The organism is Martinezella sp. CNPSo 3732 (assembly GCF_057784515.1).
The window spans coordinates 291137-307790 of sequence record NZ_JBXSOO010000001.1; the positions used below are offsets into that span (position 1 = coordinate 291137).

Below are 16654 nucleotides of genomic sequence, written 5' to 3' on the forward strand. Positions count from 1 at the left end.
GCAATTAGAGCGTCTGCGCGAACGCATACGGTGAAGGAACTTCGCGTCCCGCGTTCTGCGTCGCGAAAGAGATAGCGAGCAATGCCAGTCCGATGACAGCCGGCAGTGCGCCCAGAGGTTTGCGAGCGCCCATATGGGCGAGCCCGGAAAGCAGGAGATGAAACAACATGCCTGCATATGCCAGATCACTGACGGCAACGTTGAATCGCCAGACGATAGCGGCGACGGCAGCGAGCTTCACGAAGGTCAGAAATTGGACAAGATAGCTGGGGTAGCCGAACCCGAGGATTGTTTGCCGCACCCACTCGGTCTTGATGATGTAGGTCACGGCAGAGGCCAGATACAACAAGATAAGCAAGGCCGTCGCGACCCAGTAAATGTAGAATTCAGACATAGGATATCCGTTGCCGCCGGATGGCTCCGGCAGCTTGCTCCGTTCAAGATTTTCGATGTCCGGAATAGCGATCCGCTATCTCTCCGGTGCTTGGATTGAAAATGTGGTATTAAATGAATGTACGCAAGTAGGATGAATTCGGCGCTGTAAGTATGAAAAACCAGACTAATGAGCCAGCGAGCGTCAACATGCATGAGGAGATGCGTCGTGCATTCGCGTTGCTTTCGGGAAAATGGAAGCTGGAAATCATGTGGCTTCTTAACCAACGGGTCTATCGGTTTAACGAGCTGCGCAAAGCGATTCCAGGCATCACCCAGCACATGTTGACCGCGCAATTGCGGGAACTGGAGGCCGATGGTCTTGTGTCGCGCACTGTCTTCGCCGAAGTTCCGCCTCGCGTGGAGTATGAGATCACCGCGAAAGCGAGGGGGCTTGGACCGACCATGGAAGCCTTGACGGCGTGGTGGAACGAGTATGGGAGAAGTGTGCCCGAAAGGACGACAACCCGCGGACGAAAGCAGGTTTCGAAAAATAGATGATTAGAGAGCAGCCGAAGGCCAGCCGGATGGCCGACATCTGCGCTTCGATGTCATCACCGCTCTCGGCCTAAAGCCGCTATGACTTTGGGCCGAGCATTCCCCGGCTGTTCGTGTACCTTTTGAGGCAGTCGCCAGGCAGCTCGCTATCTCCTCATTTGCGCCATACGGCGCCCATTTCATGAATCTTGCAAATCGACTCCGAACAGCTCCTGATGCATGTGCTCGACTGCGATGGCGATGCCACCGACGAGGGCCGCCCGATTGCCAAACTGGCTGATTTCGATGCGGGGCGGGTAAGGCGTGCAACGTGGCAAATATCTGCGAATGGCTTCAACAAGCTCGGCGCGCGCGCCGATGCTGCCGCCCATGATCACGAGCTCTGGATCGAGCGTTGCACCGATCGCGGCAATGGCAAGCGCAATCGATCGCGAAGTTTCCTCGATCACCGCAACGGCGGCTGGCTCGCCAGCCACCAGAGCCGAGAAAAGATCCGCTACGGTTGCCTCGCTCTGCCCGCCATATCCGGAATACCGCCGCACCATCGCCGCACTGCCCACGGCGCTTTCAAGAGTACCCAGTGTAAAGCCGTCGGGATCAAATGGCTCCCCGCCGAGAGGCAGATAGGCAATCTCGCCGGCGCCGCCGCGCGCGCCACGCATGAGGCGACCATTTGCAATGATGCCCATGCCGATACCGGTTCCGAGTGCTACGAAGGCAAAATTATCCGACGTGGAGCCGTGCCCTCGCCATCGTTCTCCTTGCGCAGCAAGATTGACGTCATTTTCGATGATGACCGGGGTTGCCATCCTGTTACTCAGGAGGCGGCGCAAGTCGATCGTTTCCACACCCGGGATGTTCGGTGCAACGTTGATATGTCCGGTGGCCGGGTCAAGTATGCCTGGAGTCGCCAGCACGATGATGCGCAATTTGGAGAGATCGATGCCGGCGCTACGGGCAAGATCCTCAATAATGGCCTGGAATTGATCGACCAGATGGAGCCCGCCGCGCACGTTCGTCGGCACCTTGGTTTCGGCGACGACGTTTCCGACGAGATCGCAGATGATGGCGGCAATCTTGGTTCCGCCAAGATCGATGGAGGCGGCAAAGCCCGTGCTCGCATCGAGCTCATAGGTTATCGCCGTTCGCCCCAAACGCCCATCGGTATATCCGGTCGGCTTCAGCCACCCGTTGCTCTCCAAACTGCGAACGACGTCGGAAATGGTTTGCTTGGATAAGCCGGTTTGCTTGGCAATATCCGCGCGGGAAATGGGGCCCTTGGCAAGGATGGTCCGGATAACAGAGTTCGTCGAGATTTTTCGCGCGATTGGTGTCTGTGGCGCGTTAGGCATGATGGGGCCTCTAATTAGTTCGGGACCTTTTCCTAATTCATTCACGTCGTGCCGCGGCAATGCCAACTTCCGGTGAAAATGAATAAAAAGCAAGTAACTCTCAGTCGGTTGGCCAGGCGAAATCATTTAATTTGTCCATGTCATTGACAAATTCGGCGCCTGATTTGTAGACTTCCCCGATGACTAAGCAAATTGCGAGGAGTCATGAAAGCGAGGTCAACGGATGAGAAAGCTCGTTTCGCCTATGCCGCGGACTTTATAGCGCTCCAATTCGGCAAGATTGTTTGGTATTGCCGCCTGATTTTTATACGTCATCCCATTTCCGACACCGCGCGGTGAAAGGTGCTTGATTTGCCATGATGACCCCCACGTCCCAAGGCGAAATCACCACCAGGCATCCGGTCATTCTGCCGATCATGGCGCCTCGATTGCAGGCGGACGCGCATCCCGGCGGCTATCTTGATCTCGCTCTTTGGGGAAGCGGTCGTCTGGGACGCATACGTTTTTCCAAGCTTGCCGGACCTTACGTTTACGGTCCAAACAGGATCATCGCCGAAGCGGGCGGCATCTTTGTCGCCCAGTCAAAGCCCATTCTCCTGATCCGCAACGCTCGCCTGGCAGGAATCTATCCGGCTCGTCGCGGTGCATGGTGGCATGAGATTGATGAGGACAGCCCGCGGACCAAGATCGTCAAACGCAATAACCGCCGTATCGTCGTGAGCGGCTGGGGTGTGATGATCGTCGAGCTCGGTGACGGAGACATCCGCATAGTGGCCGGGGCCTCTGAAGAGGAGGCTGAAGCTGCATTTAGCCTCGCAAGCGACGCTATCGTGGCAGAAGCCGCCAATTATGTCGCCCGGTGCGACGTCGAGCCCAAAGCCGATCCAGTGATGCGCAGCATGGTGATTCAAGGCGCGCACGGCGCGCTTTCCAGTATTCGGCTGGATGAGAATGGCGTGTTTGCCGGCTTGGCGGCGGGTCAGGCTTACAGTGCGCCCGCCCGCACCTATTATCGCGATGGCTATTGGACGATGCAAATGCTGCTAAAGCTTGCACCCGAAGCGGTACGCGATGAAATCCGACTTTTGGCCAAGGGAATCCAGCCCGACGGGGAGGCGCCGAGCGGTGTGATATTGACGGGACCGGCGCAATCGCGCGCCTGGCAGAACTTCGTTCTCGATGCCAAACGAAATCCCGAGAAATATCGTGGCAAGGCTGCCCCGGAGCATCATAATCGTCCTGATGATTGGTGGAGCGATCATTTTGACAGCCCGCTTTTTTTCATCCTCTTTCTCGTCGATTATGTGGACGCCACAGGGGATACGGCGGAAGCATTGCGGCACTGGCCGCTTGTGACCGCCATCGTTGAACGATATCTGGCTCTTGCTGGCCCCGGCAGCGTATTGCCGTTGAAGCCGCGAAATGACAGGGATTGGGCGGACAATGTCTACCGGGAAGGTCTCGTCTCCTATAATCTCGGCCTTTTCGTCGGTGCATTGGATGGCGTGGCCAAGCTGGGGGCCGTGCATGATCCTGCATTGGCGCAGAAGGCACGCGAGATAGCGGCCTCCGCTCGTGCCGAAATCGAGGATAGGCTTTTCGTCCCGTGCAAAAACGGTTACGCCGATTTCGTCACTCCCGATGGATTTGTCGAGGATCATCTCGTGCTCGATAGCCTGACACTCTCTCGTTATGGGGCGATTTCGCAAACGCGCGCGATTGGTCTCCTGAAGGCGATGGAAGGGGCTCTGGAGGCTCGAAATAATACGAAACAGCCCTATGGCGATTGGGGCGTCCTTTGCGCGTTTCCACCATTTAAACGGGCAAGTGACGTGAGATCGAAGACCGCGTTCCCCTTTCGCTATCACAATGGATCGGATTGGCCCTATTGGGACGGCGTCTATGCGGAAGAAAGAATACGCCACGGTCTCGGTGGCGCGCGCTATGCCCTCGTACGCTGGTGGGAAACCTGCTTGGCTAACGGTTGGGCAGGTGCGGTCGAATATTTCTCGCCGCCCTATGGACGCGGCTCCCTGCTGCAGGGATGGAGTGCGATGCCGGCGGCAGTCGTCCTCAAATATGGCCTAGAGGCTGCGAACGCGGAGGATAGGTAATGAGCGGATGCCGGCAAGATTTGCGTTCAGATTGCCGGCTTGTCCAATCTCATGACGAAGGCAAGGTGATCGCCATGGCTGAGTTCTTCGAAGCCGAGATGCCTGTAGAAGCCCTTGGCGCGTTCGTTTGCGGGACTGACGCCAAGATGGACTGCGGGTACGCCATGGCTCGAAAGCTTATCGAGCATCGTCTGGATCATCAGGCGTCCCCATCCGCCCGATTGGGCTTCAGGCAGAATATTGATGTGAAGATGCGCAGGGTAGGTCTCTTCAAGGCCCGGCGTGCCGTTGTGAGGATTGGCTATTCGCTCCAGAACATCGGCGTCTTTTTCCGTGCTGGGTACAAGACCGGCGATCTCGCGGCGGACAACCGGCCACCAATCTCTGCCGAGCGCTTTGTCAAAGCTGGCGGTATCCGGCGTACCGACAACATAGCCGACGACCCGATCGTGTTTGGCAAGAACGAACGCGAATTCCGGAGCGAATTTGAGATAGGGCACCGCCCATACGTAACCGGGAAGGCGCGGATTGCTGTAAAGTGCGCTCGCGTCGGCTCCCGCGTCAGCCGTCACCAGGCAAATGTGAAAGAGGGCGTCAACGTCGTCCTCGGTGGCCGGGCGGATGAAATAATCGTCGATCTTAGGAGGCATCGCACCATCGATTTGCTGGCCGCTGCACGGCGAGAACTGACATCAGGCAGCGGTAAAACTGGGAAGGTTGAGGAACTGCATTTGCGGGATGAAAGCCCGCTGATCTTTTGAAAAGGATAAGGAAATTCATCAGGCCAGTAAAGGCCTGATGAGGCAAGACATTCGGCTCGTCTCAGCAGGACCGGCCGGTTGGAAACGATAGGAACTGCCAAAACGCAGCTAGAGGGAACCAATCAATGTTTAGCAATTTCATCTCCATCAACATGGCATCCATTCTGAAGAAGACAGGAATTTTGGCGGGCGTCACGTTCGTCGGGCTCGGCATGTCGACGGCCGTCTTTGCCGAGACGCTTACCGTCTGGGACGACCATGACTCGGAGTCGCGGGCTGCCGTGATGACCGAGCTCAACGCCAATTTCCAGAAGGCGCATCCTGAGGTTAAGCTCGACCATACCGTACGCGACTTCCAGGATCTAAATCTTACGCTCAAGCTTGCGGTTTCATCCGGCGATGGTCCAGTAGTGACCAAGGTCAACCAGGGCGCCGGCGACATGGGCGCGATGGTGAAGGAGAACCTTCTCGTTCCTGTCGATACTTATCTCAAGAAATATGGATGGGATAAAAACCAGTCCGATAGCCTCCTGGCGCGTGACCGCTGGTCGAGCAAGGGTGAGTTCGGCGTCGGCGAGACCTACGGTATCTCGTCGCTCGCCGAAATCGTCGGCCTCTATTACAACGAAAAGGTCTTGAAGGCCGCCGGAGTCGAGCTGCCGATCAAGAATTTCGACGATTTCCTTGCAGCCTTGGATAAGGTTAAGGCGGCGGGCACCCCACCGCTGACAATCGGCACGGCCAAGGGCCACCTGGCGCTCCATATGCTGGCAGGGATCAGTCAGGCGCATATCGATGCGTCCGATCGAAAGGCGCTCGATGACCTGATCTACGGCCGCGGCGGAACCTGGAATACGCCGGGCAATCTGGAATCGGTGAGACTTGCTCAGAAATGGGCAACAAACGGCTATTTCTCCGATGGTTACCAGGGCATCTCGGGTGATGATGCCGTTCAGCTTTTTGTCGCCGGCCAAGGGGCCTTTCTGATTTCTGGAACCTGGTATTTCGGCGATATGCAGAACAATCCGGATATCCATTTCATGCCGATCCCGGCGCCTGCCGGCATCAAGCATCCGCTTTCGGTTGGCGGCGTCGACCTTGCCTGGGCGATCACTAGCCTCGCCAAGAGCGACAAAATGAAGGATCTCGCCGGCGAATACATCAATTACATGGTCTCCAAGGACGCATCCGTGACCTGGGCCCGCGCCGGCTACCTGCCTGCGACCCCGGTTCCGGAAGATGCCGGGGTCAACGCTTCCCCGCTTCTGAAAGAGGGCATCGCGATCTGGAAATCGTTGAACGATGACAATGCACTCGGGCATTATCCCGATTGGGCGAGCCCCACCATGCTCAAGACGTTTGATGAAAATACGCCTCTGCTGTTTGCGAACAAACAAACGCCTGAAGAGCTGATCGGCAAGCTCGATGCCGATTATGCCGCCTACATGAAGAGCAAGTGATTGCCAGGTACAGCAATCCCGCTGCTGCTCCATTTGACGAGAAGCAGCGGCGGGAAACTTCGCTACGTCAATCCTGATCACGGCCAGAGCGGCGTCAGTCGACCCCTGGCATATCTATGAGACGGTGCATGAAACGCTCACCACTCGATGCCAACGCCGGCAGAAATCTCATTTATATTCTGCCTGGTTTGCTGGTTTATTTTGCTCTCGTACTCGGCCCTATTATCGCAGCAATCGGCATTAGCTTCACCGAGTGGAATGGGATCGGCTCGCCGAATTGGATTGGCTTCGGCAATTATGCGAAATTGCTTTCGGATGAGACTTTCTACGTCGCATTGAAAAATAATGCTCTCTTCATGGTGTTTTACTGCGTCATCCCGATTGTAGTCGGCCTGTCACTTGCCGCATTGGTCTGGTCGCTCAGGCAGCGGGAGCAGTTCGCACTGCGCACATTGCTGTTTTTGCCCTATATCATGCCGACCGCCGTCCTTGGCATCATTTGGCACTGGCTCTACAATCCTGCCTTTGGCCCCATCAATCAGGCATTGAAGCTGGCTGGCCTGGGTTCGATCGCTTTACCCTGGCTTGGCGATTTCACCTTTGTCCTACCGGCGGTCGGCATCGTCGCCAGTTGGTATTTCTTCGGTTTCTGCATGGTCCTGTTTCTTTCCGGTATTCAGCGGATCGACCCCTCGCTGTTTGAAGCGGCAAAGGTCGACGGTGCATCAGGGAGCAGGATTTTCTTCTTCATCACACTGCCGCTCCTGCTGCCGGAAATACGTATCGCGCTCCTTCTCACCATCATTGCCTCCATCAAGAGCTTTGACCTGATCTTTACGATGACACGGGGAGGTCCGGCCAATGCGACCCTCGTTCCCAATATTTACATGTATGAACTTGGCTTCCAATTGAATCGGTATGGCTATGCCTCGGCCGTCGCCATCATCGGTGCGATTCTGGTCTTCGCAATCAATTATGCCGTTCATCGGCTGGTGCGGCCAGTGAACGAAGGGAGTGCATCGTGAGCCGAAATTTTCATGGGGCAGGTGCCATTTTGCCGTCTCGTATCATTCTTTGGTTCTTTGCGATCCTGACGGTTATTCCTTTCGCGCTTCTCATATTGACATCCCTGAAGAGCCGGACCGATCTTATCCAGGGCGCATTCGTTTTGCCCGCCTATCCACATTTCGAGAATTATGCGAATGCTTGGATCGAGGGTCATTTTAACGTCTATTTCCTCAATTCGGTTCTGATCGTTTTCCCTGTGGTTATCGCCAGCATCATACTTGGGACATTGACGGGATTCAGTTTCGCATTCCTGAGCTTTCCCTTCAGGCGCACCATTTTCGTTCTCTTGACCATCGGCATGATGGTGCCGACCGAAGCCTTCATCATTCCGCTCTATTACGAGATGCGATATGTTGGACTCATCAATACCTATGCGGCGTTGATCCTTCCGCAAATTGCCATGTCGCTGCCCTTTGCGACGATGTTCATGGCAAGTGCGATGCAGCAGTTGCCATCGGAGATCATAGAAGCAGCAGTTCTCGATGGAGCATCCAGACGATACATTCTTTCGAAAGTTATCGTACCTTTGATGCTACCGTCGATGTCCACATTGGCATTGTTCCTGTTCATCTGGACATGGAACGAGTTTCTTATTCCACTTGTTCTGGTCAATGACGATAACTATCGCACCCTGCCGATCGGCATGCTGTTTTTCCAGGGGCGCTATACGGTCAATACACCTGTGCTAACGGCGGGTGCCGTCATCGTCATCGGGCCTCTCATTCTTGCCTATATGATATTCCAGCGGAAACTTATCACAGGCCTCACAGCTGGAGCGACGAAGTAAAACCACGTTGATCTCGATTCTAAAGAGATCGGCGTGCACTTGGGCGCCATAAAGCGATGGGGATCTTCTTTCGCCGATCATCGTGCGTTCCCGCGCAAATGCGGTCATGCAATTATAGGATCTTTTAATCGGTCTGCCGGTTGAGATGACACGTAAATTTGGTTATCTGCCTGTCCGTCCAATTCGCGAACAGTAAGGTCCCAGCCGTATGGCTCCCAATTTCCTCGTCACCCATTCCGGCGGCTTCCATGCCGACGAAGTGTTGTCCAGCGTCATTCTCACGCGGCTTTTCCCCGACGCGCGGCTGGTTCGCAGCAGGGCGCCGGAATGGATCACGCCCGGCGCCGATCGCATCGTCTACGATGTCGGGGGCGCTTATGATGCGGGCGCCGGGATATTCGATCATCACCAGCGCGGCGCACCGCAGCGTGAAGATGGTCGACCCTTCAGTTCGTTCGGGTTGATCTGGAAACATTTCGGTCGCGGCTACCTGACAGTCCTCTTGGTCCCGAGCGCCTTCGTCGAGACCGTGCATGCTGCTTTCGATGCCGGCTTCGTCTTGCCGATCGACTTGGTCGACAATGGTGCGCTCAGCCCGGATAGCGCCGGCCTGCTGGCCGGATTGACCCTGCCGTCGTTGCTCGAAACGTTGAAGCCCGTCTTCGATGATGCGGACCCGGAGGCGACAGACCGGGCATTCCATGCTGCCGTTGCGATTGCCCGCAATTTCGTCGAAGCGAGGATTGCCGGTATCCATGCGAAACTGCGCGCCGAAGCTCTGGTGCTGCAGGCGATTAAGTCTGCCGGCGAGAGCCGCGTTCTCGAACTGCCGATGGGTATGCCGTTTCGTCCGGCGATCGTGAAGGCAGGTGCCGATCATCTCCTGTTCGTAGTCCATCCGCGCGAGTCTGACTGGTGCCTGACGGGAATTCGTCGCGCGGAGGAAGGATTCGAACTGCGCGCCGATCTTCCGGCGGGCTGGGCCGGGTTGAGCGGTCGCGACCTGGAAGTGGCGACCGGCATCGAGGGCGCAAGTTTCTGCCACAACGGCCGTTTTATCGCCGCCGCCAAAACGCGAGAGGCAGCGCTCGCTCTGGCCAACTTGGCGGTGAAAGACGCGCAGCAACGAGCCGGTTGACTATCGGCTCGGGGCCGAGCGCATCGCCGCTTCGCGGGGCAAACTCCGCCCGAAGCACTGAGCGGATCGGAATGTGGAAGCAACGCATTTTGCAATCAGAACCGGACTGCCTTGAATTGCACGCTATTCAGATCGACTGAAAATACTCCCGGCTGAAATTATTGGGGATGATCCTGCGCCACCGTTGCTCTCACGAGCATGCATTGGCACGATCACGACACCAAGAAGGGAGGCTTATCATGCGCTTATCCGCCCCGCCGATGTCGAAAGAACGACTTGCGCAGTTGCTGGCTGGTTTTTCGCCGGACACCAAGCAGCAAGGAGGTCACACCGGTATGCAGAGCCCGGACGGTGGAAAAGTAATATGTGAAGAAGGCCCGTCCAGCGGATCTAATTCGCAATAGCTTGAGATCGCTGTCGAAGCGTTGATGGAAACGTGCGGACGCGGCAGAAACGTGTGCATCGAGGCGATAATCAACGGCCAGGGTTACCTGACAGACCGTAAACAGCGGCGGGCTCGCTCACACCTTTCAACGTGAAAATCCCGAGCCGTTCAAATCCGTCTTCGACATGCGAAGCGAATAGTTCGGAGGCCAACAGGTTGCGTTCGACCGTATCGCACAGCTTTTCCATCCGGGCCGCCTCGTTGACAGCTCTGCCGACTGCCGTGAAATCAAGTCTGCGGGCAGCTCCGACGTTTCCATAGAATACGTCTCCGATATGCAGAACTATATCGACGAGGAGCTCGGGTTCCTCGGAAACCATGCGTGCCCGGTTGACCGCTGCATTCGCCTCGATTGCCATCTTCGCGGCGGATAGGGCCTTTTCACATGCGTTAGCCGGATCTTCAATATCGGTCGGGAAGATAGCAAGCAGGCTATCACCCATGAATTTGAGGATCTCGCCGCCGAACTGCTCAACCGGTCCCCCGATCGCGTCGAAGTGCTCGTTTAGCCAACCGACGATACGCTCAGGCGGAAAATCTTCGTTTAGCGCCGTAAAGTTCTTCAGGTCCGCAAGCAGGATGGCGGCGTGGATGGCATCACCGTTGCCGCGCCGTGTCTGGCCGCTGAGAATGCGGCCGCTTGTGCGGGCTCCGGTATAAACGGCGAGCATGTCGGTCGCGACGCGCATCGCCGCGATGCGGCAGCAGGCAAGGGCGAGAGCAGGTAGAAATTCATCCAGGGCGGCAATCTGGCTGTGGGAGAACCCCTCCGGGCTATCGACAGCCAATGAGAAGCCGATACCGGCCAGCGCAGTTCCCCCGGGAAGCCGCACAAGTTTCACCAGGTAATCGGTTGCCCCAAGATCGGAGAGTTCGTTGAGCAGCAGAAACCCGGCTGCGTCACCGCCAGGCGGCAGTCTCCAGCGCCCAGCATCGAGGTCTCGTGAAAGAAGATATGAAATAGGCGAGCGGCGAAACATCGCGTCACCCGCTTCGCCATGCTCTTGTATTTCGAGAGAGATGCCCGATGACCGCGACCAGGAAATAGAAGAGCCTCTCTGAAGCGGATCGATGGACGGCATCGCTATCGACGTCCTAACGAGTGGATAGCTGAGCCTGGTCAGCCGTTCTGAAGTTCCGGTCAGGATCTCTTCGATGCTGTCGCTGGTCAGGCCCATAGCTATGATCCAGTCGACCAACTCCCGCATCCGCGTCACTTCGTAAGCTCCTCTGAACGGCAACGTTTGAAAATCGTCGACCGGGTTTGGTGTTCCGGTTCATATCAATGGGCAGCCTAGCATGGAAAGTGGCGAAAGTACCTTGTGTGCATACAAGCGAAGCGGCAGGCCGTGCAGCACGAGATCGATATGCGCTTTTTCGAAATGTTTGCAGATAATGGCGAAACCAAACGGGTAAAACTGGGCGGCCTTTACCTTGCCACGCCTTGACCGCCTAATCGCGTCGTCCTCGAACGACGCAATCGATCCTTCATTGTGGGCGCAACGGTTTCACCATCTGGCAGGTTTGTTTCGCTTGAAGCGACGGCCTTTTGCCAAGTGGAGGCCTTTGTGTGCACGGTCATTCGATCTGAAGTTCAAGCGTCTTTGCAATCTCATCATAGTGTTGCGCCGAGGCCGAATTCTTCTCTGCGGCATACTTTGCGCTAACCTTCCTCGCAGCCTCAGCCGCGATGCGAAACGCGTCAATCCTGACCTGAGGCTCAAGCTCGGCTCCGCCGCCGATGTCATCGTCACTGAACGTACCAGCCCGATATCCATCGCCCAAATCGACGACGCCGATCTCGGGAAGGCCGTGCTTCATTCGGCCAAAAAAAGCCGGTCCGGCGCGGTTGCCGTCGCGGCGTCGCAACATGCCCGCACCCGAGGCCTTCCCGTCGACACAGGCTCCTGTCCAGAACGCAGGCCCATTCGTCAGGGATGCGGGGGCAACGAACTCGCAATGGCTTACCAGATCTTGCGACCAAAGATGATCTGCCGATCCGGCCAGTGCCGGCACGGTAATACTCATGGCAAGCATGATCGCCGCGATGTTTGATAATCCATTCACTCTAACGAATACATTCCCCAAAACAACTGCATCCTTGCTGATCACCGCTCCACAGGCAGTCATTAACTAACTCGGTAAACCTGACAATTCCATAACGGGCAGGTCATCGAAACCGATCACGGAAATATCGGCGGGCACGGAAAGTCCGTGCGAGTGGATCGCCCGGATGCCGGAAAACCGCCAATAGGCGCGCAGGTGCAGGCAATCGAAGTGTGGGATGCTTCCGAAGAGCAGCCGGGGTACGTCATATCATTGAAATGCTGGCTGGCAGAAGCAAGTGTGGCAAAGTGGCGACACGTGTCGTTGACTCAGCAAAAGCCGTAATTTCCTAAAAATAGTCCATAGTTTTCTAAAATACCGCCGCCTCGAATGCAGCCATCCTCGCCATGGTAACCATTCGGTGCGCTATGGACATTCAATTCTCAGGTTTTGAAATTTTTGCTCCGAAAATCGAGGTGGCCAGGACTGTCCTGCAACGGCCATATGCGAGCCGTGCGGCCGCTTGGGAGCTCGTTTATCTATATGCCTGCCGCGCCTGCGTGGGGACAAAGCTCCCTTCCGATCACACATATGTTGCATTGCATTCCGCTTCGGAGCCGGCGCAGCCCGGGGTGAGGGATATCAGAGCCGATCGAAGCCAGGGATCGGAATGGGACGCGTACTTCAGGAGTTGCAAAATTTCGACGACGACGCAGGCGTGGATGCCGGCCCAAGCGTGAAGCGCTTTGCCCGCTTTGCATGTTAGCAAAGCGCAGGGCAACCAGGATCAGATCTGACGAGACTTGCATCCGATGATGGATTTTCGCCGCAGGCATGAAACGTGTCTGAGGCATCGATCATCCATGACGTGCATGTAGTGCCATACAGCCAGCCTTAGGAATTCGGCAAAGCCGATGCTTCAATTGATCGGGAGAGTCGCATGAACACTGAAAAGATCATTATCTTTGACACTACTTTGCGTGACGGCGAGCAAAGCCCCGGCATCAACCTCGACGCCGGGGAAAAGGTGGAAATTGCACTTATGCTTGAGGGCCTGAAGGTCGACGTGATCGAGGCCGGCTTTGCGGTCTCCAGTCCGGGCGAGTTCGAGGCGATCAAGGCCGTGGCGCGCGTCGTCAAGGACAGCACGATTTGCAGCCTGAGCCGCGCGGTCGAGCGCGACATCGATCTGACTGCGGAAGCTGTTTCCGGTGCGGCGTCGTCCCGTATCCATATCGTGCTGGCAACCTCGCCCATTCACATGAAATACAAGTTGCAAATGACACCGGAAAACGTGCTCGAGCATGCTGTTCGCGCGGTGGCCCACGCACGACGCTATTCCGAGGATATCGAGTTTTCCTGCGAGGATGCGAGCCGGTCGGAGCCGGAGTTTCTTGCCCGCTTCGTGGAGCAGGTGATCAAAGCCGGTGCGACGACGGTCAGCCTGCCTGATACGGTCGGCTACGCCACGCCGTACGAATACGGCAAGCTATTCACCTATCTGCGCAATACAGTGCCAAATGCTGATAAGGCCGTATTCTCCGCGCATTGTCACAATGATCTCGGCATGGCTGTTTCCAACTCGCTCGAGGCGACGCGGCAGGGCGCGCGCCAGATCGAATGCACGATCAACGGCATTGGTGAGCGAGCGGGCAACGCGTCGCTTGAAGAGATTGTCATGGCACTGCATACGCGCGAGGATTTTTTCCGATGCCGGACGTCCGTTGAAACCCGACGATTGACCGCTGCATCCAGGCTCGTCTCGGAGATCACGGGTTTCGTCGTGCAGCCGAACAAAGCGATCGTCGGCAGGAATGCCTTCTCGCATCAGTCCGGCATTCACCAGGATGGCATGCTGAAGAACCCGTTGACCTATCAAATCATGACGGCGGCGGAGGTCGGCGCCGACGAGTATCGGTTGGTGCTCGGAAAGAATTCGGGTCGCAACGGTTTTCGCATGTGCATGCGCTCGCTCGGCGTCGAGTTCGGCTCCGATGCCGATCTCGATCTCGCTTTCTCTCGTTTCAAGGATATCGCCGATCAGAAGGCATCGCTTTGCGATGAGGATCTTCTGGCGACGGTTGCGGGTGTGGAAGCGTTCTCGCGGGAAAAAAGCATCGCATAAATCGGCCGTCGGAGCATGTAATCGGGATCGCTCGATGCCGGAACCGCGCTTTCTTCGGGCCGACTGGTCCGGGGAACGAACGTCAATACATTGCTGAGTTCAGGAAAAGGTCATAGCGGAGAAGCGAGCCAATGACGGTGAATCTTGCAGTCGGAACGGCGAGTGATGTTCAGGTCGTCAAGCCGAAAACAGGATATGAATTCCTGATCGAAACGCTTGCGACCTGGCATGTGCGTCATTATGCCGGCGTCACCGGGGGAGGGGTCATCCATTTGCTCAAACATCTCGAGCCGATGGTTTCTCTCCAAGACGGTACCGAATTTCCGGTTTTCTTCAATATCGGAGAGTATGTCGCCGGCTTCATTCCGTTGGGATACTATCTGGCAAGCGGGAAAATCGGCGCAGCCATTGCGACGACGGGAGCAGCAACGCGGCTGCTGACCTGCGGCCTGAGCGATGCGAAATTGCACAATATTCCCGCAATCTACCTCATTCCTCTCAGCCCGGCGGATACGCGATATCGTGCACCATTGCAGGACACGAGCCCGGAAGGTGCCGATGTCGTGGCTCAGCTGATGGCCGAGCTGCCATCAGGCACATTCGTCCTGAACGATCCAGAACGTATCGGAGAACAGCTTGACGAGGCCCGCAAATACCTCGATCAGGGCTCGCCCATCGCACTTCTGATGCCGCCGGAGGCACTTGGAAAATTGGTGCCTGAGCCGGTCCATACGCCTTGGCGCGGTGACTACGCCCATAAACCGAACAAGATCGACCATGGGTCGCTCGCCCATTTTCTCGCCGAATTCCCGCGGCAATCGGCTGGGCGCCGGGTGATCGTGCTCGCTGGAGAAGAGGCGGCCATGTATCCGTATATGCCCGTCCTCACCACGCGTTTGTGCAAGGTGTTACAGGTACCGATCGTCTGGAGCATAAACGGGGCAAATGCGGTGGCGCGCAACAATGTCTTCGGTTTCGGCTATCTGGGATTTGGCGGCAACGATCGCGCAATGCAGCTCTGGAGAAGCCTCGGCCCTGACGATATCGTCATTACCCTCGGCTTTTGCCCTGACGAATATACCCTTAATTTCTCTGACATACCCGCCCATGCGACATGGAATTTCACCAATCTGGCCGCCCCATACGGCAGCGTTGGGGGCGAGTTTCGGCATCGTGTGCGCGGCGAATATTTCGATGTTCGAGGCCCGATCGATCAGGTTCTGAGCGAAGCGATAGGTCGGCTCGAGGGTCTTCAGCTGCCGCGTCCTCCGGCACCGGCTTTCGTGGCTGATCTCAATGATCGCGAGATCATGCCGCCACGCGCCGGGACGATCGATATCGCCCGATTTTATCAGGAGCTCGATCGTCATTGGCGGCCGGGAAGCGTCGCATTCGACGATGTGTGCCTGGCCTACAAAGATCGTCAATATGTCACGCAGCGCCCGCATCCGGACGTCCGCTTCCATTCGCTCTATCGCGGTTCGGCAATGGGCGGAGCATTCGGCGCGGCAATCGGCGCAAAGCTTGCGAAACCGGACGCGGCGGTCTTCGCTTTTACGGGTGATGGCTGCTTCCGCCTGATTGCCGGTTGCCTGGCTGAGGCGCGATCCTTGGGGCTCGTCCTGTTCGTACTGGACAACGGCGCGCTTGGCATCATGGTGCAAGGCCTGCCCGTGGTCATTCCCGACTATTCGTCCGATCGCTACCACAGCGATCTGCACCGCATCGACTTTGGAGCGATGGCGCGCGCGTGCGGTTGGGAGAGCCGCAGGCTGATGCCGGATCTAAGCAACCTGCCTGAGATCATGCGCGAAAGCTACGGCCCCGGTCGCTCATCCATCCTGGTCGAGGTACCCGTCGATGCAGAGCAAGTGGTGGGACAAAATCCGCGGGCCAACAACCTCTAGCGTCACCCGAAGCGGCCGATGCCAGATCAATGCACCAGATCAATGCAATGGTGTCGGAGGCGTCATCTCCATGTCACGGATGACCGTATCGAAATAGTTGTCGGCGATTTCGAGCAGAGCTTCCGCTATGCACTGAGGTTCCGATCCATCTTGCAGGAGATCCTGCACGGCCGCATCGATTGTCCGCTGGAGTTGCTCGTGGCATTGCCGCTTCGATTGATCTGCAAAACCGATCAGCCATTGCTTATCTGGCATGACGATGCTCTCCTCCATGACGACAGACGTCCATATTTGTCGACAAGGTATAGCGGAGGTAAGCGCAGGCAACTGCTGTAACGCCATTTTTCCAGAATAATGGCATCATTTGCTCGTCTGTACGATAAGCAATTCGCATATTCAATGAATGGTTGTAGTGCTTGGGAGCGATATCGGCAACGCCGATGTCGTCGATGGGTAAACTTCAACAATGCGCTATCACAGCCATTGCGGCGCACCGTTCCACAGCCACGAGCGCGCCCATG

At 56.6% G+C, this 16654-nt stretch carries 14 protein-coding genes; 8 read left to right on the plus strand and 6 right to left on the minus strand.

Annotated elements, in window-relative coordinates; all coding sequences use genetic code 11:
* Positions 1–4 precede the first annotated feature (4 nt).
* Positions 5–394, minus strand: coding sequence for a DoxX family protein (locus AC13RM_RS01265; protein WP_374816738.1), 390 nt, complete (start codon positions 392–394; stop codon positions 5–7).
* A gap of 152 nt (positions 395–546) precedes the next feature.
* Here AC13RM_RS01265 and AC13RM_RS01270 point away from each other — a divergent pair, with 152 nt between their 5' ends.
* Positions 547–933: a winged helix-turn-helix transcriptional regulator gene (locus tag AC13RM_RS01270; protein ID WP_113229036.1), complete on the plus strand. Its 387-nt coding sequence runs from the start codon at positions 547–549 to the stop codon at positions 931–933.
* A gap of 176 nt (positions 934–1109) precedes the next feature.
* Here AC13RM_RS01270 and AC13RM_RS01275 read toward each other — a convergent pair whose 3' ends face one another.
* A complete protein-coding gene (locus AC13RM_RS01275) occupies positions 1110–2282 on the minus strand; it encodes an ROK family transcriptional regulator (protein ID WP_488554651.1) in 1173 nt (390 codons plus the stop codon).
* 359 nt (positions 2283–2641) lie between these two features.
* On the opposite strand from AC13RM_RS01275, the gene AC13RM_RS01280 reads away from it, so the two are divergent.
* Entirely contained in the window at positions 2642–4396 is a 1755-nt protein-coding gene (locus AC13RM_RS01280) for a glucosidase family protein (protein ID WP_374816849.1), read from the plus strand.
* Positions 4397–4422: 26 nt separating this feature from the next.
* Here the strand turns inward: AC13RM_RS01280 and AC13RM_RS01285 are convergent, their stop codons facing one another.
* On the minus strand, positions 4423–5046 hold the full coding sequence (locus AC13RM_RS01285) for a GNAT family N-acetyltransferase (protein ID WP_374816737.1): 624 nt from the start codon (positions 5044–5046) through the stop codon (positions 4423–4425).
* Positions 5047–5282: 236 nt separating this feature from the next.
* Between AC13RM_RS01285 and AC13RM_RS01290 the strand changes: the two genes are divergently transcribed.
* From AC13RM_RS01290 to AC13RM_RS01305, 4 genes are all read left to right on the plus strand, one after another.
* Positions 5283–6617 (plus strand): extracellular solute-binding protein, encoded by a 1335-nt coding sequence (locus AC13RM_RS01290; RefSeq protein WP_374816736.1) that lies wholly within the window; start codon positions 5283–5285, stop codon positions 6615–6617.
* A gap of 128 nt (positions 6618–6745) precedes the next feature.
* On the plus strand, positions 6746–7642 hold the full coding sequence (locus AC13RM_RS01295; RefSeq protein ID WP_374816735.1) for a carbohydrate ABC transporter permease: 897 nt from the start codon (positions 6746–6748) through the stop codon (positions 7640–7642).
* Positions 7639–8472 (plus strand): carbohydrate ABC transporter permease, encoded by an 834-nt coding sequence (locus tag AC13RM_RS01300; RefSeq protein ID WP_374816734.1) that lies wholly within the window; start codon positions 7639–7641, stop codon positions 8470–8472. The genes AC13RM_RS01295 and AC13RM_RS01300 overlap by 4 nt, the downstream gene beginning before the upstream one ends.
* A gap of 208 nt (positions 8473–8680) precedes the next feature.
* The gene (locus tag AC13RM_RS01305; protein ID WP_440477852.1) at positions 8681–9610 is read left to right on the plus strand and encodes an MYG1 family protein; all 930 of its coding nucleotides are present in this window, start codon (positions 8681–8683) and stop codon (positions 9608–9610) included.
* Between the two features lie 474 nt (positions 9611–10084).
* Here the strand turns inward: AC13RM_RS01305 and AC13RM_RS01310 are convergent, their stop codons facing one another.
* Both AC13RM_RS01310 and AC13RM_RS01315 read right to left on the minus strand, forming a co-directional pair.
* Positions 10085–11263, minus strand: a complete 1179-nt coding sequence (locus tag AC13RM_RS01310; RefSeq protein WP_440477862.1) for an adenylate/guanylate cyclase domain-containing protein — start codon at positions 11261–11263, stop codon at positions 10085–10087.
* A 370-nt stretch (positions 11264–11633) separates the two neighbouring features.
* Positions 11634–12092: a hypothetical protein gene (locus AC13RM_RS01315; protein WP_488554652.1), complete on the minus strand. Its 459-nt coding sequence runs from the start codon at positions 12090–12092 to the stop codon at positions 11634–11636.
* A 949-nt stretch (positions 12093–13041) separates the two neighbouring features.
* Between AC13RM_RS01315 and AC13RM_RS01320 the strand changes: the two genes are divergently transcribed.
* Complete coding sequence (locus AC13RM_RS01320) at positions 13042–14226, plus strand: 2-isopropylmalate synthase (RefSeq protein ID WP_113229045.1); 1185 nt, start codon at positions 13042–13044, stop codon at positions 14224–14226.
* A gap of 131 nt (positions 14227–14357) precedes the next feature.
* Positions 14358–16133: a thiamine pyrophosphate-dependent enzyme gene (locus AC13RM_RS01325; protein ID WP_488554460.1), complete on the plus strand. Its 1776-nt coding sequence runs from the start codon at positions 14358–14360 to the stop codon at positions 16131–16133.
* A gap of 39 nt (positions 16134–16172) precedes the next feature.
* Here AC13RM_RS01325 and AC13RM_RS01330 read toward each other — a convergent pair whose 3' ends face one another.
* Positions 16173–16388 carry a hypothetical protein gene (locus tag AC13RM_RS01330; protein WP_488554461.1) on the minus strand — a complete coding sequence of 72 codons (216 nt, stop codon included), beginning with the start codon at positions 16386–16388 and terminating at the stop codon, positions 16173–16175.
* Positions 16389–16654 lie beyond the last annotated feature (266 nt).

Bases quoted from the DNA above. Each gene is read 5' to 3' on its own strand.
- AC13RM_RS01265 (WP_374816738.1), bottom strand. From the start codon at position 394: ATGTCTGAATTCTACATTTACTGGGTCGCGACGGCCTTGCTTATCTTG.
- AC13RM_RS01270 (WP_113229036.1), top strand. From the start codon at position 547: ATGAAAAACCAGACTAATGAGCCAGCGAGCGTCAACATGCATGAGGAG.
- AC13RM_RS01275 (WP_488554651.1), bottom strand. From the start codon at position 2,282: ATGCCTAACGCGCCACAGACACCAATCGCGCGAAAAATCTCGACGAAC.
- AC13RM_RS01280 (WP_374816849.1), top strand. From the start codon at position 2,642: ATGACCCCCACGTCCCAAGGCGAAATCACCACCAGGCATCCGGTCATT.
- AC13RM_RS01285 (WP_374816737.1), bottom strand. From the start codon at position 5,046: ATGCCTCCTAAGATCGACGATTATTTCATCCGCCCGGCCACCGAGGAC.
- AC13RM_RS01290 (WP_374816736.1), top strand. From the start codon at position 5,283: ATGTTTAGCAATTTCATCTCCATCAACATGGCATCCATTCTGAAGAAG.
- AC13RM_RS01295 (WP_374816735.1), top strand. From the start codon at position 6,746: ATGAAACGCTCACCACTCGATGCCAACGCCGGCAGAAATCTCATTTAT.
- AC13RM_RS01305 (WP_440477852.1), top strand. From the start codon at position 8,681: ATGGCTCCCAATTTCCTCGTCACCCATTCCGGCGGCTTCCATGCCGAC.
- AC13RM_RS01310 (WP_440477862.1), bottom strand. From the start codon at position 11,263: ATGCGGGAGTTGGTCGACTGGATCATAGCTATGGGCCTGACCAGCGAC.
- AC13RM_RS01315 (WP_488554652.1), bottom strand. From the start codon at position 12,092: ATGCTTGCCATGAGTATTACCGTGCCGGCACTGGCCGGATCGGCAGAT.
- AC13RM_RS01320 (WP_113229045.1), top strand. From the start codon at position 13,042: ATGAACACTGAAAAGATCATTATCTTTGACACTACTTTGCGTGACGGC.
- AC13RM_RS01325 (WP_488554460.1), top strand. From the start codon at position 14,358: ATGACGGTGAATCTTGCAGTCGGAACGGCGAGTGATGTTCAGGTCGTC.
- AC13RM_RS01330 (WP_488554461.1), bottom strand. From the start codon at position 16,388: ATGCCAGATAAGCAATGGCTGATCGGTTTTGCAGATCAATCGAAGCGG.